The sequence below is a fragment of the Ensifer sp. ENS10 genome (genome assembly GCF_014852025.1).
Lineage (GTDB): Bacteria > Pseudomonadota > Alphaproteobacteria > Rhizobiales > Rhizobiaceae > Ensifer.
On sequence record NZ_JACVAS010000008.1, the window covers coordinates 51613 to 70812 of the forward strand.

19 protein-coding genes and 1 tRNA gene are annotated in these 19200 nt (G+C 60.5%); 8 read left to right on the forward strand and 12 right to left on the reverse strand.

Annotated elements, in window-relative coordinates; all coding sequences use genetic code 11:
* Positions 1-264 precede the first annotated feature (264 nt).
* The 8 genes from IB265_RS24555 to pcsA all read right to left on the reverse strand — a co-directional run bounded on the left by IB265_RS24555 (position 265) and on the right by pcsA (position 9189).
* On the reverse strand, positions 265-1557 hold the full coding sequence (locus tag IB265_RS24555; RefSeq protein WP_057255910.1) for a hemolysin family protein: 1293 nt from the start codon (positions 1555-1557) through the stop codon (positions 265-267).
* A gap of 165 nt (positions 1558-1722) precedes the next feature.
* Positions 1723-2466 (reverse strand): FadR/GntR family transcriptional regulator, encoded by a 744-nt coding sequence (locus tag IB265_RS24560; protein WP_057255908.1) that lies wholly within the window; start codon positions 2464-2466, stop codon positions 1723-1725.
* Positions 2467-2730: 264 nt separating this feature from the next.
* The gene (locus tag IB265_RS24565) at positions 2731-3801 is read right to left on the reverse strand and encodes a BMP family ABC transporter substrate-binding protein (RefSeq protein ID WP_057255906.1); all 1071 of its coding nucleotides are present in this window, start codon (positions 3799-3801) and stop codon (positions 2731-2733) included.
* A gap of 48 nt (positions 3802-3849) precedes the next feature.
* Positions 3850-4770 (reverse strand): ABC transporter permease, encoded by a 921-nt coding sequence (locus tag IB265_RS24570; protein ID WP_057255904.1) that lies wholly within the window; start codon positions 4768-4770, stop codon positions 3850-3852.
* Complete coding sequence (locus IB265_RS24575) at positions 4770-5864, reverse strand: ABC transporter permease (protein ID WP_057255902.1); 1095 nt, start codon at positions 5862-5864, stop codon at positions 4770-4772. Before IB265_RS24575 ends, IB265_RS24570 begins: the two co-directional genes overlap by 1 nt.
* Entirely contained in the window at positions 5854-7428 is a 1575-nt protein-coding gene (locus IB265_RS24580) for an ABC transporter ATP-binding protein (protein ID WP_057255900.1), read from the reverse strand. Before IB265_RS24580 ends, IB265_RS24575 begins: the two co-directional genes overlap by 11 nt.
* Positions 7429-7476: 48 nt before the next feature.
* Positions 7477-8454 (reverse strand): quinone oxidoreductase, encoded by a 978-nt coding sequence (locus tag IB265_RS24585; RefSeq protein ID WP_057255898.1) that lies wholly within the window; start codon positions 8452-8454, stop codon positions 7477-7479.
* A gap of 9 nt (positions 8455-8463) precedes the next feature.
* Positions 8464-9189 (reverse strand): phosphatidylcholine synthase, encoded by a 726-nt coding sequence (gene pcsA / locus IB265_RS24590; RefSeq protein ID WP_057255896.1) that lies wholly within the window; start codon positions 9187-9189, stop codon positions 8464-8466.
* Positions 9190-9464: 275 nt separating this feature from the next.
* Between pcsA and IB265_RS24595 the strand changes: the two genes are divergently transcribed.
* Positions 9465-10676, forward strand: coding sequence for a UbiH/UbiF family hydroxylase (locus tag IB265_RS24595; RefSeq protein WP_057255894.1), 1212 nt, complete (start codon positions 9465-9467; stop codon positions 10674-10676).
* Here IB265_RS24595 and IB265_RS24600 read toward each other — a convergent pair.
* A complete protein-coding gene (locus IB265_RS24600; RefSeq protein ID WP_057255892.1) occupies positions 10644-11606 on the reverse strand; it encodes an AEC family transporter in 963 nt (320 codons plus the stop codon). The genes IB265_RS24595 and IB265_RS24600 overlap by 33 nt on opposite strands.
* A 226-nt stretch (positions 11607-11832) precedes the next feature.
* Positions 11833-12579 carry a cytochrome c biogenesis CcdA family protein gene (locus tag IB265_RS24605; RefSeq protein WP_057256079.1) on the reverse strand — a complete coding sequence of 249 codons (747 nt, stop codon included), beginning with the start codon at positions 12577-12579 and terminating at the stop codon, positions 11833-11835.
* 191 nt (positions 12580-12770) lie between these two features.
* Between IB265_RS24605 and IB265_RS24610 the strand changes: the two genes are divergently transcribed.
* Together IB265_RS24610 and IB265_RS24615 are read left to right on the forward strand one after the other, a co-directional pair.
* A tRNA-Lys gene (locus IB265_RS24610) sits at positions 12771-12846 on the forward strand.
* 422 nt (positions 12847-13268) lie between these two features.
* The gene (locus tag IB265_RS24615; RefSeq protein WP_057255889.1) at positions 13269-13772 is read left to right on the forward strand and encodes a hypothetical protein; all 504 of its coding nucleotides are present in this window, start codon (positions 13269-13271) and stop codon (positions 13770-13772) included.
* Positions 13773-13951: 179 nt separating this feature from the next.
* Here IB265_RS24615 and IB265_RS36885 read toward each other — a convergent pair whose 3' ends face one another.
* On the reverse strand, positions 13952-14281 hold the full coding sequence (locus IB265_RS36885) for a hypothetical protein (RefSeq protein WP_057255887.1): 330 nt from the start codon (positions 14279-14281) through the stop codon (positions 13952-13954).
* Between the two features lie 198 nt (positions 14282-14479).
* Between IB265_RS36885 and IB265_RS24620 the strand changes: the two genes are divergently transcribed.
* From IB265_RS24620 to IB265_RS24630, 3 genes are all read left to right on the forward strand, one after another.
* Positions 14480-14722 carry a hypothetical protein gene (locus IB265_RS24620; protein WP_057255885.1) on the forward strand — a complete coding sequence of 81 codons (243 nt, stop codon included), beginning with the start codon at positions 14480-14482 and terminating at the stop codon, positions 14720-14722.
* A gap of 205 nt (positions 14723-14927) precedes the next feature.
* The gene (locus IB265_RS24625; RefSeq protein ID WP_057255883.1) at positions 14928-15182 is read left to right on the forward strand and encodes a YMGG-like glycine zipper-containing protein; all 255 of its coding nucleotides are present in this window, start codon (positions 14928-14930) and stop codon (positions 15180-15182) included.
* Positions 15183-15451: 269 nt separating this feature from the next.
* A complete protein-coding gene (locus tag IB265_RS24630; protein ID WP_057255881.1) occupies positions 15452-15715 on the forward strand; it encodes a hypothetical protein in 264 nt (87 codons plus the stop codon).
* A 164-nt stretch (positions 15716-15879) separates the two neighbouring features.
* On the opposite strand, the gene IB265_RS24635 is transcribed toward IB265_RS24630, so the two are convergent.
* Positions 15880-16860, reverse strand: a complete 981-nt coding sequence (locus IB265_RS24635; protein ID WP_057255879.1) for a GlxA family transcriptional regulator — start codon at positions 16858-16860, stop codon at positions 15880-15882.
* Positions 16861-17319: 459 nt separating this feature from the next.
* Here IB265_RS24635 and IB265_RS24640 point away from each other — a divergent pair, with 459 nt between their 5' ends.
* Positions 17320-18132 (forward strand): alpha/beta hydrolase, encoded by an 813-nt coding sequence (locus IB265_RS24640; protein WP_057255877.1) that lies wholly within the window; start codon positions 17320-17322, stop codon positions 18130-18132.
* 569 nt (positions 18133-18701) lie between these two features.
* A complete protein-coding gene (locus IB265_RS24645) occupies positions 18702-18902 on the forward strand; it encodes a hypothetical protein (RefSeq protein WP_113737540.1) in 201 nt (66 codons plus the stop codon).
* Positions 18903-19200 lie beyond the last annotated feature (298 nt).

Below are 19200 nucleotides of genomic sequence, written 5' to 3' on the forward strand. Positions count from 1 at the left end.
TCGCCGATACTGGACGGACTCATTTCTGCTCCGGAGCCGTGGCTGGTGTCATGGCGCCGACATCATAACTCTGTACAAGCAAGCTACCACCGCCGAGGACCTCCGACTACGGATGTACTAGCGGACCCGCGGTGATCTGGAAAAAGGTCGGGTTTAGCCCGGCCTTTTGCATTTGCGGCGGGTGAGGCAATCCATAGCGACGCTACCGCCTCGCGCCGAGAGCAACTGCGCCCCCGGCCCCCTCGACACGTTTCATGGACTGGATCAGTTGGCCGCTTCGTCGCTTCGGCTGACCAGGATCTTGTCGATCCGGCGTGCATCCATGTCGATTACCTCGAACCGGTAGCCGTGAGCGATGGCGATATCGCCCTCCTCCGGCGTCTTGCGCAGCTGCTGCACCAGGAAACCGGCGATTGTCTCGAAGTTACCGTCGGCATCGATGCCTTCGATGCCGATCGTCAGGTGAATTTCGTCGATCGGCGTGCGGCCGTCGACGAGGTAGCTGCCATCCTCACGCACACGGATCAGCGCGTGTTCGATGTCGTCGTAGTTCGACGGCAACACGCCGACGATCGCTTCGAGGATATCGGCGATGGTGATGATGCCTTCGGTGCTGCCATATTCGTCGACGATCATCGCCAAATTGATGCTCGACGACTTGAAGGCTTCCAGTGCCTTTAGGCAGGAAGCCGTCTCCGGCAAGGTGTGGATTTCCTTTATGTACCTGCGCACATCGAACGGACTGGAGGTCGGGGCGTTCAGGACCTCCTTCGCTAGGACGGCGCCAAGCACGTCGCCGCTCGGTCCATCGACCACCGGATAACGGGAATGGTTGAATTGGCCGATCTTGCGGCCCACCGTCTCCAGACTGTCGTTGACGTCGATGAAGCTCACCTCGGTCCGGTGGGTCATAATCGACTTCACGTTGCGGTCGCCAAGCCGGATGATGCGGCGGAGCATCTCGTGCTCCGACTTCTCGATCGCGCCGCTTTCGACACCCTCGGCCATGATCGCGTGGACTTCCTCCTCCGTTACATGGTCCGGATCATCCGGGCGCATGCCGAGGAGGCGCATGGCGACCGATGCGGCCGTTTCGAACAGATAGACGATCGGAGCCGCGATCCGCGACAGAAGATGCATCGGGCGCGCGACGAACATCGCCAGCGCTTCGGAATTCTTCAGTGCCAGTTGCTTCGGGATAAGCTCGCCGATCACGACCGAGAGGAACGTAATCAGGGTGACGACGAGCGCGACGGCGACCGTATTTCCGTAGGGATGAATCCAGGCGATTTCATCGAGGGTCGGTGCGATCTTGGCAGCGATAGTCGCACCGCCATAGGCGCCGGCCAGCGTGCCGACCAGCGTAATGCCGACCTGTACCGTGGAAAGGAATTTACCGGGATCTTCCGCCAGCCGCAGCGCAACCTCGGCGCGGGCGTTTCCCTGTTTTGCCATCTGGCGAAGCATGGGCTTGCTTGCCGAGACGATTGCCATTTCCGAGAGAGCAAAAAATGCATTAATCAAAAGCAGGACGAAAATGACAAAAAATTCGGACATGGTCTCCAGATCACCGTTGACGAAAGCCGCTCCGCTGGGAACGACCAATCACCAGATAAGGCCAGCGGGCGATCTGAGCAAGCGCAAGCATTGAAATCTATGCGATCTGCTGAACATTGGAGATCATCAATAGCGGGATTTCGAACAATCCCGGAGAAGCTGAACTCAGGCGCGGTTATGCAAGGCGCTGCGGACCCGCTCGCGACCGATCTTGATCACATTCTCCATCGCGAGCCGGGCGCCGACTTCGTCGCGGCGGCCGATTTCCTCAACGATGCGGATATGGTTGCGGGCGACCTCGTCTATGCCGCCCCTTTCGGCGACAGGCGAGCTCAGCTTGAAGACGCCAACCAGCGCCGCTTCAATCAGCCCGCCGACCGTCCGCATGAACGGATTTCCGGAGGCTTCGGCGACAGCGAGGTGAAATTTCAGATCCGCCACGGCAAGGCTCTCTGCCGTGTGTCCCTCTTCGCCCATGGCAACGGCGAGCCGCATCATACGGCTGATTTCCGCTTCCGAGGCGTTTCGCGCGGCCAGGGCTGCTGCATGCGGCTCGAAGGCGAGGCGCACTTCACTCAGGTGGTAGAGAAAATCTTCATCGACCCCGCACTCGAAATGCCAGGTCAGGATATCGCTGTCGAACAGGTTCCAGTCGTTGCGCGGCGTTACGCGCGTGCCGATGCGGGCACGGGGCACGACCAGCCCCTTGGCGGCAAGCGTCTTCATGGACTCGCGCAGTACTGTTCGCGACACCTTGAAGCGCGCGGCGAGCTCCGGATCTCCCGGAAGGATCGAGCCCACAGGAAACTCGCCGGATATGATCGCCTTTCCCAGTTGATCGACGACATGCGCATGGCTCGTGCGTTTGCGCGAGCCGGACACAACGGTTTCCAGCAAACTCCTGTTCAATCCATCTCCTCCAGGCACTCCCCTGCCTGACTTTGCCGACACACGGATATCGGTGCTGCGCAGCGCCGCCGACCGTTTGTCCAAACTTGCGCAAACGAGTGTAGTTTGATCGACCGATTCCGGAAAGCCCCCGGAAAGACAGGCGAAATCGGCGTTGGCAAACGATGTCCGATCGTAGCCGCACAGGCTTGCCATGCCCCATTCTGAAACGAACAAACCCCGCCAGGCGGCGGGGTTTGCCCCACTTCGCTTCTGTGCAGCCGTTTACTTCGGCAGCTGGTCGTCGACGCCCTCGACGTAGAAGTTCATGCCGAGCAGGGTGCCGTCATCAGACGTTGCGCCGGCTGCGAGCCATTCGCTGCCGTCCTGCTTCTTCAGCGGGCCGGTGAAGGGCTTGAGCTCGCCCGACTTGATCTTGGCTTCGGTTTCCTCGGCCAGCTTCTTCACGTCATCAGGCATGTTGGTGTAGGGCGCCATCGTCAGGATGCCGTCCTTCAGGCCGTCCCAGCTCGATGTCGTTTCCCACTTGCCGTCGAGGAAAGCCTGCGTGCGTTTGATGTAATAGGCGCCCCAGGTGTCGACAATGGCCGTCAGCTGCGTCTCCGGGCCAGCCTTGATCATGTCGGAAGCCTGGCCGAAGGCCTTGATGCCGCGTTCCGCGGCAACCTGCATCGGAGCCGTCGTGTCGGTGTGCTGCGTCAGGATGTCGACGCCCTGGTCAACCAGCGCCTTGGCGGCATCGGCTTCCTTGCCGGGGTCAAACCAGGTGTTTGCCCACACGACCTTGATCTTGAAATCGGGGTTTACCGAGCGCGCACCGATGATGAAGGAGTTGATGCCCATCACCACTTCCGGGATCGGGAAGGATGCGATGTAGCCGGCGACGCCCTTCTGCGACATTTTCGCGGCGATCTGGCCCTGGATGTAGCGGCCTTCATAGAAGCGGCTGTTGTAGGTCGCGACGTTCGGCGCGGTCTTGTAGCCGGTGGCATGTTCGAACTTCACGTCCGGGAACTTCTGCGCGATCTTGATGGTCGCATCCATGAAGCCGAACGACGTCGTGAAGATCAGGCCGCAACCAGAGCGTGCCAGGCGCTCGATTGCGCGCTCCGCATCGGGGCCTTCCGGCACGCTTTCGAGATACTGGGTCTCGATCTTGTCGCCGAGTTGCTTTTCCAGCTCCTGACGGCCGATGTCGTGCGCCTGGGTCCAGCCGCCATCGGTCTTGGCACCGACGTAGACGAAGCAGACCTTGGCCTTTTCCTGAGCGCTGGCACCCGTGGCGAAGCCGATCACCGCCGCGGTGCTTGCGAGAGCGAGCAGTAGTTTCTTCATTTTTTTACCCCTGTCGGTTTGAGAAACGTTTGTCTGAAATACTGTCTGTCAGCGGTCCGGCACGAACGGTTTGCCGAGCGATGCCGGTGTATTGATCAAGGTCATGCGCCGGTTGTGCGAAATGAGAATGAGTACGACGATCGTCGCCACATAAGGAAGCGATGAAAGGAGTTGTGAGGGAATACCCAGACCGAAGGCCTGCGCATGCAGCTGGCTGATCGAGACCGCACCGAAGAGATAGCCGCCGGCCACCAGCCGCCAGGGCCGCCAGGAAGAAAAGACCACCAGCGCCAGCCCGATCCAGCCGCGCCCCGCCGACATGTTTTCCACCCATTGCGGCGTGTAGACGAGCGACAGCTGCGCACCGGCGAGCCCGGCGCAAGCGCCGCCGAACATGACGGCCAGATAACGGGTGCGGATGACGTCAACGCCGAGCGCGTGCGCGGAAGCGTGGCTGTCGCCGACAGCCCTGAGCTTGAGACCGGCGCGGCTGCGAAACAGGAACCAGTGCACGCCGGCGACAATCGCAATCGATAGATAAAAGATGATGTCCTGTCGGAACAGCAGCGGACCGATAACCGGAATGTCCGCCAGAAGCGGTATCGTGATCGGCTGCAGCTTGATGCCCTGAAGGCCGAGGAAACTCTCGCCCATCATGCCGGAAACGCCGATCCCGAGCAGCGTCAGGGCAAGGCCGGTCGCCACCTGGTTTGCCACGAGCGTCAACGTCAGGAAAGCGAAGAGCTGCGAGAAGATCGCGCCGCAGGCAACACCTGCAAGCATGCCGAGATAGGGCGAGCCGGTAATCTGGGTGATCGCGAAGGCGGAGACCGCCCCCATGATCATCATGCCTTCGACGCCGAGGTTGAGAACGCCTGAGCGTTCCGTCACCAGTTCGCCGATCGCGGCGAGCACCAGCGGGGTCGCGGCGGTGATGACACTCAAGAGGATCGCTTCGACAATACCCATCAGCGGCTCACCTCGGTGTTTGTCGCGGTCAACCGGTCGAAGACCAGTTTGATGCGGTAGTGGATGAGGGTGTCGCAGGAGAGCACGAAGAAGAGCAGCAATCCCTGGAAGACGCGCGTCACCTTTTCGGAAACGCCGATCGAAAGCTGCGCCGCTTCACCGCCGAGATAGGTCAAGGCGAGCACCAGGCCGGCGGCCACAATGCCGAGCGGATTGAGGCGACCAAGGAAGGCGACGATGATCGCGGTGAAGCCGTAGCCGGGCGAGATGACCGGGCGCAGCTGCTGGATCGCACCGCTGACCTCGGATATGCCGGCGAGCCCAGCCAAGGCGCCGGACAGCAGCATCGAAAACCAGATCATCCGGCGCGACGAGAAACCGGCAAAGCGCCCTGCCCGTTCCGACTGGCCGAGAACGGAAATCTCGAAGCCCTTCAGCGTGTAGCGCATCATGAACCAGACGAGGACTGCCGCGATGATGGCGAAAGCGAAGCCCCAATGGGTCCGTCCCGAGGCGATCATCTCCGGCAGGATCGCATCGACGGCGAAAGTGCGCGTCTCCGGAAAATTCATCCCACCCGGGTTGCGCCAGGGGCCACGCACCAGCCAGTCGAGAAAGAGCTGAGCGACATAGACCAGCATCAGGCTCGTCAGGATTTCATTGGTGTTCATATGCGCCTTGAGGAAGGCGGGAATTGCCGCAAACAAAGCGCCGCCGAGCATGCCCATTAGCATCATCAGCGGCAGCACCAGCGGCGACTGCCAGTCGTAGAAGACCACCGGCAGGATCGAACCGGCGATGGCGCCCATGATGAACTGGCCCTCGGCACCGATGTTCCAGTTGTTGGAGCGGAAGCAGACCGAAAGCCCGACGCCGATCAGGATCAGGGGGGCTGCCTTGATCGCCAGTTCGTGCAGCGACCAGACCTCGCTCAACGGTTCGACGAAGAAGCTGTAGAGCGCCATCACCGGGTTCTTGCCGAGCAGCGCGAACATGATGCCGCCGAAGACAATCGTCAGCAGGAAGGCGATGAACGGCGACAGGATCGAAAACAGCGTCGAGACCTTGGCGCGCTTTTCCAGTTCAATGCGCATGTGCGGCCTCCGTGCCTTCCGTCTTGCCGTACATGCCGCCCATCAGCAGGCCGATCTTTTCGCGCGAGAGTTCTTTCGCCGGATAGGGATCGGAGAGCCGCCCGTCGCTGATGACGGCGATTTCCGTCGCCACCTCGAAGATCTCGTCCAGATCCTGGCTGATGACGAGAACAGCCGAGCCCGCCTTGGCAAGGTCAACGAGCGCCTGGCGAATACGGCTGGCGGCGCCGGCATCGACACCCCAGGTCGGTTGATTGACGACGAGCACGCTCGGCTGCCGGTCGAGCTCACGGCCGACGATGAACTTCTGCAGGTTGCCGCCCGACAGCGAGCCCGCCGGCGGGTCCTCGCCGCTCTTGCGCACGTCCATCGCCTCGGAAATGCGCTTCGTGGCGCTCGTCACCGCATCGCGGCGGATGATCTTGAGGAAACCGCCACCAAGGAATGCCTTGGCGTCCGAACGGCTGCGGGCAAGCACGAGATTGTCCGAGAGCGGCAGCGCCGATACGGCGGCATGGCCGTGGCGCTCTTCGGGAACGAAGCCCGCGCCCATCAGGCGGCGGGCATTGATGTTCCTGTTGCCGACCGGCTTCTGCCGGATCTGCACGGCATTCTCGTCAACGACCGGATACTCGCCCGACAGCGCATCGAAGAGTTCGCCCTGGCCATTGCCGGCGACACCGGAGATTGCCAGCACCTCGCCGGCGTGGACCTTTAGACAGATGTTCTTCAGCGAAACGGCAAAGGGTGTGCGGGCCGGAACCGTCAGATGCCGCGCCTCGAGCTGCACCTGGCCCTTGGCGCTCGTGCCTTCGGCCGTCACCGCCGCGACGTCACTTCCAACCATCATGCGCGCCAGCGACGACGGGGTCTCCGCCTTCGGATCGCAAGCGCCCGTCACCTTGCCGTGACGCAGCACCGTTGCGCGGTCGCAGATGCGTTGGACCTCTTCGAGCCGGTGGCTGATATAGAGAACCGAGCGGCCCTCCGCCTTCAGCTTGTAGAGCGTTTCGAACAGGCGATCGGCTTCCTGCGGAGTCAGAACCGAAGTCGGCTCGTCGAGAATGATGAGGCGCGGGTTCTGCAGCAGCGCGCGCACGATCTCGATCCGCTGGCGCTCGCCCACGGAAAGATCGGCCACATGCGCCTTGGGGTCGAGCGGCAAGCCGTAGGCATGCGATAGGCGCGAAGCCTCTTCCGCCACCTTCGCGAGCGAGATGTTCGCATCCATGGAGAGCGCAATGTTTTCCGCGACGGTCAGCGCCTCGAACAGCGAAAAATGCTGGAAAACCATGCCGATGCCGAGTTTGCGCGCGGCGGCGGGATTGGCGATGCGCACGCTCTGGCCCTGCCAAAGGATCTCTCCTGCCGTCGGCGCCAATACGCCGAACAGCATCTTCACCAGGGTCGATTTTCCGGCACCGTTTTCGCCGAGAAGGGCGTGGATTTCGCCCTGTTCAATCTGCAGATTGATCCCATTGCAGGCCGCGAAGCTGCCAAACAATTTCGTCAGGTTGCTCACAGCCAATAGGTGACCGTTCGCCGCTACTCCCTCAACAGGCACGCTGCCCTCTTTCCCCTCTGTTGATCCGCGTCCGCCTTAAGGCTTCGATCACGGAATCAGCAGTGTTGTTCCACTTGTTTTTCTTGTCTCGAGATCCGTATGCGCCCGCCCTGCATCGGCGAGCGGATAAGTCTGATTTATATTGATACGCACTTTGTTGCTTTGCACAATATCAAACAGGGAATTTGCACACGCTTCCAGCGCAGGCCGCGTGGCAACGTAACCGAAGAGTGTCGGACGGGTCGCGAAAATCGATCCCTTCTGCGCCAGAATGCCGATGCTAAACGCGTCCACCGGACCGGACGAATTGCCGAAGCTGACCCAGAGACCGCGCGGCTTCAGGCAGTCCAGCGACGCCGGATAGGTATCGCGCCCGACGGAATCGTAGACGACATCAACACCGCGGCCATCGGTCAATTCCTTCACCCGCGCGACAAAATTGTCGGTGCTGTAGTTGATGACGTGGTCGTAGCCGTGCGCCAGCGCCAGATCGATCTTGCCCTGCGAGCCCGCGGTGCCGATCACGGTTGCGCCAAGCGCCTTTGCCCACTGCCCAGCGATTAGACCGACGCCGCCGGCGGCCGCATGGAACAGGATCGTCGCGCCGGGGCCCACCTGATATGTCTGGTTGAGCAGATATTGCGCCGTCATGCCCTTCAACATCATCGCCGCCGCGGTCTCGAGGCTGATGCCGTCTGGCACATTCACCAGTTGCGAGGCGTCGACATTGCGCTCACTGGCATAGGCGCCGTCGGCCGACGCATAGGCGACGCGATCACCAACGGAGAAGAGGCTGACGCCATCGCCAACCGCCGTGACGATGCCTGCGCCCTCCTTGCCCGGCACGAAAGGCAGGCCAGAGGCGGATTTATAGAGGCCGGTGCGGAAATAGACGTCGATGAAGTTGAGGCCAACAGCAACCTGGCGGATCTGCACCTCGCCCGGACCCGGCGGCGAGAGCGTGACGCCTTCGAGTTTCAGGACCTCCGGTCCACCGAGTTCGCGTACCACAATCGCCTGTGCCATTGCCTGCTCCTATTTCTGGCCGAGACTTGGAAAAATCTGCAGCACGAAGCCAATTACGTAGAGATAGATGCCTGTCACGACAAAACCGGTCACGACCCAAGCCGGCGTCGCGAAATGCAGGAGCAGCGCATAGACACCCAGCGCCGACCAGATCAGGAAGACGCCGAGGTTCAGCGGCCGCAAACGCTGGACGCGGACCGGGTGAAGGAAATTGATCGGCAGGAAGGTCAGCACCACGGAGACGAAGACGACGACCGACGCCGTCACCTCGCTCGCCTGGATGACGAACAGCGTGAAGACCACCATGTTCCAGACGACGGGGAAGCCAGAGAAAAAGTATTCATCCGTTTTCATGCCCATGTCGGCATAGTAGATCGCGCTCGAGACGACGATCGCACCCGCCGCCACGAAGGACCATGGCTCGCCGATCATGCCACTCTGATAGAGCGCAAAGGCCGGCAGCAGGACATAGGTCACGTAGTCGATGACGTTGTCGAGCGTGTCGCCCGACCAGTTGGGCAGCACTTCCTTGACGCGGACCTTGCGGGCGATCGGCCCATCGATACCATCGACGAGCAGCGCCAGGCCCAGCCACCAGAACATATCGACGAAGCGGTGCTCGGCCGCCGCAACGACGCCGAGGAAAGCAAGAAACGATCCCGAGGCGGTCAAGATATGCACGGAAAAGGCGCGAATCTCGGCGTAGGGAACTCGTTTGTAGTTAAAGAACTTCATCTGCGGACGCCGCCCACCCCTGCTGTTTTCCCCGTACGGACCCGGAAGCCCGCCTCAACCGCTCTGCGGCGCATTGGGCGTAATATGCACCCTTTGCAACGCATCGCCACTAAAATTCAAGCTCGGTCGCTTCCTGCAGCCCCATTGTCCTGTGGACACCTGCAAATTGCTTCTGCGCTGATTCTACCCATTTATTTCGCTCTCGCCCGCGACTAGAGGTATGATCGAGGCTCGGCCAAGACGCCTCGCAGCGTGCGTGAAAGGTTGGTTGCCTCATGGATCACTACGATATCGCCATCATCGGTGCAGGTCTCGCGGGATCGCTCGCGGCCATCGCGCTTGCCGACGCCGGTTACCACGTCGCCTTGATCGGTCCGGAGCCGACGGTCGCCGACGGACGCACCACGGCGCTGATGGACCAATCGATCGAGTATCTCAAAAAGCTCAACCTTTGGGAAAAGGTCGAGCCGCTGACGGCAACGCTCTCGACCATGCGCATTCTCGACGGAACCAACCGGCTGCTGCGTGCGCCGCCGGTCAATTTTCGCGCCTCGGAAGTCGGGCTCGACGCCTTTGGTTACAACATCCCGAACGCGCCTTTCATCGACATTCTCCGCCAGCGGGCCGAAGAGAGCCCGAAGCTGACGCGCATCACCGCCTCCGCAATCGGCTTCGACCTTTCGGATACTGTCGCGACGATCGAGCTGGCAAACGGCAGCCAATGCAGTGCGCATCTGCTCGTCGGCGCCGATGGCCGCCGCTCGCCGGTGCGCGAAGCGGCAAAGATCTCCGTCAGCACCTGGTCCTATCCGCAGACGGCGGTCGTTTTGAACTTTGCGCACGAACTGCCGCACCAGAACATCTCGACCGAGTTCCACACCGAAAGCGGCCCCTTCACCCAGGTTCCCCTGCCCGGCAACCGCTCCAGCCTCGTCTGGGTACGCAAACCCGACGATGCCGCACAGACGCTGACGTTGGATCTTGCTGCACTCTCCCGCGCGGTCGAGGACCGGATGCAATCGATTCTCGGCAAGGTGACGGTCGAGGGCACGCCGCAATCCTTCCCGCTTTCGGGCATGACCGCGCGGCGCTTCGGCAAGGGGCGTGTCGTGCTCCTCGGCGAGGCGGCGCACGCCTTTCCGCCGATCGGTGCCCAAGGCCTGAACCTCAGCCTGCGCGATGTGATGACGCTCGTCGATATCATCGGTACGGCCAGTGGAGAAACGCTCGCCGGCGATATCGGCGATCGTTTCGATAGCCGCCGCCGGCCGGACATCATCAGCCGCACGGCGAGCGTGGATCTGCTCAATCGCTCGCTGCTTTCCGGCTTCCTGCCGGTGCAGGCGCTACGCGCCCTCGGGCTGCACGTGCTTTCCGCCGTCGGGCCGCTCCGCAGCCTCCTGATGCGCGAAGGCGTTCATCCCGGCAGCGCGCTTCACGCCTTTAGGGATAGCCTACGGGAAAAGATCGGGCGGAAGAGCGCCTGAGCGGATCAGGTAAAGCAGGCCGGTGACGGTTGCGACCGACAGCGTCGTTGTGATCAAGATCGTCGCCGAGGCCCGCTCCTGCCATACGCCATACTGGTGGCCGATGACGAAGACGTTCGTTGCCGTCGGTAGTGCTGCCAGCAGCACCGCGGTCTGCACCCAGATCGGATCATAGTTGCCCGTCAGGCTCATGGCCGTGAACATGACGAGCGGATGTAAAAGCAGCTTGGCCGGAACGATGTAGCCGATCTCGACGGGAATGCGCTTGATCGGGCGCAGCGCCAGTGTCACGCCCATGGCAAAGAGCGCGCAAGGTGCTGCACACTGCGCGAGATAATCGATGAGCCGCTGAACCGGCACCGGCGGCTGCACCGCGAAGAAGGCGGCGACGACGCCGGCGAGCGTCGCAAGGATGAACGGGTGCAGGATGATCTTGCGCGCGACACTTGCGGCAAACACCAGCGGTTTTTCCTGTCGGCCGCCTGATATCGCCATCATCGCCGGCGCGACGGCGAAATGGGCTGCATTCTCGAAACTGAAGATCAGCGCCACCGGCACCGCGGCCGCATCACCCAACGCAAGAAGCGCCAGGCCGGGACCCATGTAGCCGATATTGCCATAGGCGGCGCCGAAGCCCTGGATCGTCGCCTCGGCAATGGAGTTGCGCCTGATATAGACGCCGATGAGAAAGATCAGCGAGAACACGATATAAGTCGCCCCGACCGTCGTCAGGATGAAGTCGGCGCGCGCCAGCTGCTCGATCGGCGTGCGTGAGACGAGCTTGAAGAACAGCGCTGGCAGGGCGAGATAGATGATGAAAGTGTTGAGCCACCCCATTGCCTCGCCTGGATGCTGGACGAAACGCGCCGTCAGATAGCCGAGAAAGATCAGGCCGAAGAACGGCATCACCAGGCCCGCGATTTCCGTCATCTTTCCCCTCGCATCTTTCACTTCCCCGCGCCGGCACCTACAGCGCCGCGCGTCTTACCAGACGCGCAAAGGTCGCTGCAGCACTTTGAATTGCAGCATGTTTTTGTACTTTAATCGGGTACGATTAAAGGAAACATGCAGTAGCCTTCGCACGCCTAGCCCATGAACCGGCCTGACGATTAGGCCGGCCCTTAGGAAAAGTGATTCCGAAATACGAGGGTATGCCCTAGCCGATTTTCATCAGGATCGGGAAGGTCGTCTGGAACCAGATGGCGACGGAACTGATGAAACCGAAGAGGAAAGCGAGGCCCGCCAGCACCAACAGGCCGCCCATCAGCTTCTCGACCAGGCCGAGATGACGGCGGAAGCGCAACAGGAAGCGCATGAAGGCGCCAGAGAAGCCAGCCGCGATCCAGAACGGAATGGCAAGCCCGAGCGAATAGACGGCCAGCAGCATGGCGCCGTCGGACACCGTGTCACGAGCAGCGGCGACACCGAGGATCGTGCCGAGTACCGGACCGATGCAGGGCGTCCAGCCGAAGGCGAAGGCTAGCCCCATGATATAGGCGCCGGAGAGCGTCGCCGGCTTGCCGCCGCCCTGGAAGCGTGCCTCGCGCGCCAGCAGCCCGATCTTGAACACGCCGAGGAAATGCAGGCCCATGATGATGATGATCACGCCGCCGATGCGCGACAGGAGATCCATATGCTGCCTGAGCAGCATGCCGATCGACGAGGCCCCTGCCCCAAGGGCCACAAAGACAGTTGCGAACCCGAGCGTGAACAACAGCGCCGCCGGCAGGACCGCACGCCGGGTGCTTCCGACCGTCGCCGCATCGCCGCTACGAAACTGGTCGACCGAAACGCCCGCCATGTAACAAAGATAGGGCGGCACGAGTGGCAGAACACAAGGGGAAAGGAACGAGAGGGCGCCGGCAAGAATGGCGGTCCAGATGGAAATATCGGCGATCGACAACGGCAAGAACTCCGGCATGCGGCATTTGGGCCATTCCTTAGCCGCAGGATCATGATGATACCAATCACCTTTTGGCGATCATTGCGCCATGCACCGTTTCTTCACAAAAGCCGCAATTTTTCGGTTGACCGACAGGAAACACGCGTGCATATGTCCGCCCACTTCCGCCGGGCTTCACAGCCGCGGCCAGGGAGCGCGTAGCTCAGCCGGTAGAGCAACTGACTTTTAATCAGTAGGTCCAGGGTTCGAATCCCTGCGCGCTCACCAACGAATTCAAGGGGTTAGGGCCATTCCTAGCCCCTTTTTCATGCGCCCCAGCAATAACATGCTTTCCCTTATTCTCCGGGCTTTTTTAGGCGCTTCCCGCCCTTCCCGGTATCAAAATGGTCTCACGAAAACATGAGGGCGGAACGCCTTCAGAGCCGTCGGCTCCAGAGACCCTTGCATGCGCCCGGAAGTTGCCACTTGGATGTGGCGCGGCGGCGGCTTTGGCACACATTTGCACTAGCTTTGTCACAACGAGAAATCCGTAGCGCGCCTTTTTGGCGACGGTCACCCCGAGGCCCGCAACTTCCGTCTAGTTGCATTGCCGCAGTGTCGGCTCATAATCGCGCCATCGCCGGGCGTAGATGAGGGCCTCGGCGGCTGGAAGATCATCACGCTTTCGCCCCAGTATAGGAGGTCGCGCGATGTCTCCGACGACCAATTCGAAGATGCTTCTCCCGCACGAAATCGACCAGATAGACCAGATTTTTAAGGACGTCCTGCGTGGGCTCGGCCTGTCGCGGAATAGTGAGGCCGCTGAGGCGATCGCAAGCCGCATTATCAATTGCTACCAAGGCGGCGTTCGTGAGAGCGGCGCTCTGAAACACATGATCGGATTCTACAAATCCGCTGCGTTGGATCCGAACGCGGACACTCTTCGGCAGGGCAACCAAGAGGTCTCGATGGAGGAGATTGCGGGAGGCCTAAACAGCCGGATCACCCCGGACGAACTAGACATGCTTCAACGGACGTTCGACCGGGTGTGCATCTGGTGCAGTATCCCGCGTCATGGAAAACGCGCCGATTTACTGGCCCGGTACATCACCGATCAATTCCGCGAGGGACTGAGCGACGAGGCCGCACTGTTCGGCGACGCCATGTGGCGGGAGCAGAATTCCGACGCCGCTCGATATCGCCCGGATGCCTAGCTCCGTTTCGGGATATCACACTGGACTTAAGTTCAAGATCACCAGCAGGCTATCTGATCTGCAATAATGTGAGGCGCGTTGGCAGCTTACATTGTGCATTCTCGCCACTATGAGGGGGTCATGCCCGAGCGCAAGCCGACGACCTCATCGACCTGCTGAATGTCCTCACGCGATTCCCGCTAAAAATCGAAGTAGACCGTAACGCCGGATCGACGCTGGTAGCGGTAATAGTCGCGGTAGCCATAGTAGCCGCGGTCACGGTAGCCACCATAGTAACCGTAATGGCGGGGGTAGCACCTGCCATAGTAACCGCAGGCGTACCGCCTATCCCACCGACGATCCCACCGGCGATCCGCGCGCCAATGACGATGACTCCGGTGCTTAACCAGTTCGACAGTGTCCGTCTGCACTTGGACGGGTTTCGGCGCGAAAATCGGAGCGGCGCTTAGCGGCAACGCGAAAGACGCAGCCAAGCCAATCGCTGCGAAGGCGGATAAGAGCTTTTTCATCGTAACTCCTCCTATCTGCCAATTACTGTGGGCTGATCAGCCTGAACCTCCGATGAACAATGGACCCCGCACGGGCCGAGTGGTCTGGCACCATCGGAGCCGTCCCCGCGAGCGGTATGGCGGCGGCGCAGGCGTGCAGTTCCGGAACTTCCTGTCGAATCGACAGTTCCTTCCCTGACCACCACAAGGAGAAACATCGTGGCGAAAGATCTGAAAGCGGGCTTCACCGGAAAACCCATCGAACCACCTACAGGCGCCCGCAAGGTCGCAAAGACAGCCGCCGACGCCGTGAGCCGTGAGGCAAACGCCGCGGCGGTCGGGGCCGCAGATCACCCGTACACTGCAGCCGGACTAGCGCTTGCCGTCGGCTTGCTTGCGTTTGCGATTGGCTACGTCATGGGCCGATCGTCGGTCGCCAGCGGGCAAAGCTACTGGCGATAGTTGCCCCTGCGCTTAGATGATCTACCGCCGGTTGGTGGACCGCCGGCTGTGGGCCTCGAGCGAGCAATGCCTGACCGTCAGAGATTCCTTGCTCCCAGCAAAACACCACTATCGACAATTGCGCGCGTTGCGTAGATGCTTAAGCTCGCGCTGAGGATGCAGAGTGGTGAACTCCCAGGTTGATTTGTAGCAAAGGGGTGAAAGCATGAAAAAGCTTATCATTGCGATTGGAATGATTGGTACGCTTGCGTCCTGCACGCAGACCGAGAAAGGGACGGCGATTGGCGCTGGCACCGGTGCCATCATCGGGGGCGCCGTGAGCGATAGCTGGGGCGGCGCGGCAATCGGCGCTGTCGCCGGCGGCGTCATAGGCAACCTGATCGGTCGTTCGCAAGAGCGCGCCGGCTATTGCATCTATCGTGATCGCTACGGTCGGCGATACGAAGCACGCTGCCGATAACAGCAACATTCGGAGCGGACGGGGTGTCAATTTCGACGCTCCGTAGCTTCGAATCTGGCCAGCGGCCTTCCCATCGCCAACAACCTAGCCGCCACGCGTAGCGCCTGGGCGGTCGGGCCATGTTTTTGGATGGGGCCAAGCCATGCCGGCACCAGCTTCTCGGTGCCAAGTACAAGATGGCGGTGACGACTAGCATCGATGCCCGCTGGAGCAGCGATAACTGCCGAACAGCATGAGACGTCCTTTATCAAGCGTGTTAGACTGCGGAAATGACTGACGAAGAGCAGACGTACGAGTATTCAGAATTTTCCGGCCAGTTCAGTGACGACGGCGTCGTCGTCGAATTGCGCATTTATCGGCCAGCGGGCTCGAATCTCGATTGGGTCCTCGAGGTTATCGATGAGGAAGGTTTTTCCACCACGTGGGAGGAACCCTTCCCCACCGATCGCGAAGCCTTTGAGGAGTTCATTGCGACCGTGCGGCGAGACGGCATCCAGGCGTTTACCGACGAACCGCCGCAGACGGTCCACTGACCCCTAGTCCTGATCTGAATATCTGAGATGTCTACAGCGCCGCGCGTCTTATCAGACGCGCAAAGGTCGCTGTAGCACTTTGAATTGCTGCATTTTTTTGTCCTTTAATCGGGTACGATTAAAGGACAAAAACATGCAGCAGGCGCGTTTGGCCTTTGCCAACGCTAAGCCGCAGCCGCTCGCCGCGCCAGCCGCATCTTCAGTGGGCTCATGCCGTATTCGCGGCTATAGGCACGCGAGAAAGCCGACAGGCTGTCGAAGCCGCAGCGGAGTGCAATCTCGCGAATCGGGCTGCCAGAATCGCGAACCAGACGGTGTGCGACCTGAAGGCGAAGGCGCAGATAGTAGGCGCCGGGACTGGTCGACAGTCCCCGCGCAAAAAGTAACTCCAGCTTGCGCTGCGAAATCGACAGCCGCTTCGTTAAAGCCGCGATCGTCAACGGACGCTCAAGGGTGCGCTCCATCAGCCGAATCGCCTCGGCGAGCTCCGGGTCGCGCGTCTCGATGCGCCCAAGCGAAACGAATGGCTGAACGTCGGTCGCGTTGTGCGTTTGGTCGTAGACGAAGATGCTGGCGACATCGAGTGCCAGCGCCGAACCCAATCTCTGCGTGATCCAGTGCAGCATCATGTCGAAGGTCGGCGATGCGCCGCCCGATGTCCAGAACTTGCCGTCGGCGACGAAGCGGTCGCCAAGCACGGTCAAGGCCGGAAAAGCCTGGCTGAAATCTTCGAGCTCTTCCCAGTGGGCGGTCGCCCGCCGGCCATTGAGCAAGCCGGTTCGCCCGAGCAGCCAACAGCCTGACTCGATGCCGGCGACGATGTCGAAATGCCGGGAGGACTCCTGCAGGATCCCGATGAATTTTTTTCCCACATGCCGGTCGAGATTGAAACCGCCAATCACCAGCAGCGCGTCGCCGGCGAGCGGCTGGGCAAAGGTGCCATCGACCACGATCGGCACGCCGCAGGTCAACGTCACCGCCTTTCCATCCGCCGAGAGCAACCGCCAGCGAAATACATCGCGACCGCAGATGCGGTTGGCAGCGCGCATTGGATCCAGCACCGAGGCGAGCGACATGATCGACGACTCCGGCAGGATGACAACAGAAACTTCGATCACAGATTGTGGGCGTCCATCGGAGGGCATGCGGGAAATGTCAATTTTTGAGCGATAAATGTCAATTCCGGAAATGGCGTTCGGGCATTATCAGTCCGTATCGATCTCCCTACGCGCGGCGCTGCAGCCCCGCGCAGAGACGTTCCCCTTTCCGCCTTTTGCCGGAACGGGCCGGTTGGAGCCATCCACCGGCCCGTTTTTTTATGTGTCATCACAAGAGGAAGGGCCGCAGGCGGCCGTCACAGACATTGTCGACCAGGCTCACCTGGTCCAGTCTTCGTGCGGACGTCGAGGATCGGCACGGCGTGAGCAAAATACAGACCAATTACAACTTCTACCGGATGTTAGCGAACATATCCGCCACTGGCTCCGGACGTTTCGCACCATCCGCTGACACTGCAGTACTCAGCATCAATATTTTCGGATATTTCGATCGATGTCGTTTTTTTTGACGGAGACTCTTCTCTCCCTGTAGCTGGATGTGGCGTCATGAGCATCACAAGATTTCTACTCATCTTGCCGCTGGTGGCGGTGCTGACCTATCTCGTTCTTCTCGGCCTCATCTATTTTTCGCAACGCACCCTTCTCTATCCCGGTGCCGACGCCACTGCCGCACCGAACCCAGCGAGTTGGGGTGAGAACGTCTCCGTCAAAACACCGGATGGTGAGACGCTGCACGGGCTTTATAGTCACGGTAAGCCCGACAAACCCGGTGTGCTGCTCTTTTTCGGGAATGGAGATCGAACAGACAACTATGGGTTTCTCGCACAGGCATTGGCTGCGCGGGACATTGGATTGCTTGCGATTTCCTATCGCGGCTATCCGGGATCGACCGGCTCACCAAGCGAGGACGGCTTGCTGACCGACGGCATCGCGGCGTTCGACTGGCTGGCGCATCGCAACAAAGGGGGCATCGTCGTGCTCGGCCGCTCGCTCGGCACCGGCGTCGCCGTGAACACGGCGGCACAAAGGCCAGTCTCCGGCGTGATCCTTATCTCCCCATATCTGTCGGTTCTGTCGGCCGCCGAAGCGCGCTATCCGTTCCTGCCGGTCGCGCTTCTCATCAAGGATCCCTTCCGCTCCGACCTCAAAATAACGACGGTGAAGCAACCAAAGCTTTTCATTCACGGGCGGTTGGACGACAGCATTCCCCTGTCGTCGGGCGAGGCGCTCTATCGCATTGCGCCTGAACCCAAGCAGATGCAGATCGACGAGCGCGCCGGCCACAACGACATCTGGAACGACAATACGGTAAGCGAGGTTATCCACTTCGTGGAGGCGCTGAAGCGGAACGCCACATAGGCCGCCCTGCGCACCTCGTGACAGGATCCACAAATTCTATCGAAGAAACAGATCGTTAGAAACTTGGCGACCCCTGCAGGATTCGAACCTGCGACAACCTGCTTAGAAGGCAGAAAGCGAACTGAGGGTTTCCAGGCAGTGCAGCGAAACGGTTTACAATCACCGCCCCGCTTTTCATTGAATAATCCGAGGTCGATGTAAACGGGACTGGCGCCTCACGTCTCGAATTCATAGACCAAAATTGTGCCATCGTCACGCCGCCTAGCCGCACCACGGCTGTTTGAAGCCAACCCATCGATGTGCCAATCCTTCGTCAACGAGTTGGGCGCCGAGGGATTGCCCATTGCGATACACGTCCCGTAGCTTGCGGCCGTATTTATAGCCCCCTTTTGCGTGACGCGGTTAAACAAGAGGAGCGAAACGAGATGGGAGTACGTGAGAGGTCACGCCGCCCGATTACTCCTGCCTTTGGCGTAGCTCACGTGAGCAACTGGCGCTGAATTTCAGTGGCTGCTATTTTAACTCTGAAGATCAAACCCAGCTTAGGCGGGGCTTTCCAGGAGGCTGGAATGCACAGGGACGATGCTCGGATCAAACAAAAGCTGGCGCAGATCGACAATCATCGCCGCCATGCGAAATACGCGGAAGACCAAGCCTATATGCTGTTGGAGGATGCGCAGTATTCGTATGAGCACATTGCGCGTCTGAAGCGCGAGATTTTCGAAATCGAGAGGAGCCAATCCCAAAGCAGTTTCATGCTGTCCCAGTAGATCGCCATGGATGCGCCGGACTACAGGCCGATCCGTTCGACCAAGTCTTGCACCCGAAATCGGACGTATTGGCTTTCTTCATTCGCTCCGCGCCAAACCGCGCTGCTATAGCGCCCCTCGGACGCGATCCAGTCGACCGCCAGGCCGGACGCTACCAAAGCACGGCGACTTAACTGGTATGGCTCGCGCACATCTGGTTCCCTCAAACCAAAACTGCAGATCCGCGCTTTTTGTATTCCCCTGCGCCGGACGATAACACACGTTAAAATTTAGAGAAGCCTAAATAAGACTTGACTGT

Excerpts from the sequence above, each read along its gene's own strand:
- IB265_RS24555 (WP_057255910.1), bottom strand. The coding sequence starts at position 1,557 with ATGTCCGAATTTTTTGTCATTTTCGTCCTGCTTTTGATTAATGCATTT.
- IB265_RS24565 (WP_057255906.1), bottom strand. The coding sequence starts at position 3,801 with ATGAAGAAACTACTGCTCGCTCTCGCAAGCACCGCGGCGGTGATCGGC.
- IB265_RS24570 (WP_057255904.1), bottom strand. The coding sequence starts at position 4,770 with ATGGGTATTGTCGAAGCGATCCTCTTGAGTGTCATCACCGCCGCGACC.
- IB265_RS24575 (WP_057255902.1), bottom strand. The coding sequence starts at position 5,864 with ATGCGCATTGAACTGGAAAAGCGCGCCAAGGTCTCGACGCTGTTTTCG.
- IB265_RS24585 (WP_057255898.1), bottom strand. The coding sequence starts at position 8,454 with ATGGCACAGGCGATTGTGGTACGCGAACTCGGTGGACCGGAGGTCCTG.
- pcsA (WP_057255896.1), bottom strand. The coding sequence starts at position 9,189 with ATGAAGTTCTTTAACTACAAACGAGTTCCCTACGCCGAGATTCGCGCC.
- IB265_RS24595 (WP_057255894.1), top strand. The coding sequence starts at position 9,465 with ATGGATCACTACGATATCGCCATCATCGGTGCAGGTCTCGCGGGATCG.
- IB265_RS24600 (WP_057255892.1), bottom strand. The coding sequence starts at position 11,606 with ATGACGGAAATCGCGGGCCTGGTGATGCCGTTCTTCGGCCTGATCTTT.
- IB265_RS24615 (WP_057255889.1), top strand. The coding sequence starts at position 13,269 with ATGTCTCCGACGACCAATTCGAAGATGCTTCTCCCGCACGAAATCGAC.
- IB265_RS36885 (WP_057255887.1), bottom strand. The coding sequence starts at position 14,281 with ATGAAAAAGCTCTTATCCGCCTTCGCAGCGATTGGCTTGGCTGCGTCT.
- IB265_RS24625 (WP_057255883.1), top strand. The coding sequence starts at position 14,928 with ATGAAAAAGCTTATCATTGCGATTGGAATGATTGGTACGCTTGCGTCC.
- IB265_RS24630 (WP_057255881.1), top strand. The coding sequence starts at position 15,452 with ATGACTGACGAAGAGCAGACGTACGAGTATTCAGAATTTTCCGGCCAG.
- IB265_RS24635 (WP_057255879.1), bottom strand. The coding sequence starts at position 16,860 with ATGCCCTCCGATGGACGCCCACAATCTGTGATCGAAGTTTCTGTTGTC.
- IB265_RS24640 (WP_057255877.1), top strand. The coding sequence starts at position 17,320 with ATGAGCATCACAAGATTTCTACTCATCTTGCCGCTGGTGGCGGTGCTG.
- IB265_RS24645 (WP_113737540.1), top strand. The coding sequence starts at position 18,702 with ATGCACAGGGACGATGCTCGGATCAAACAAAAGCTGGCGCAGATCGAC.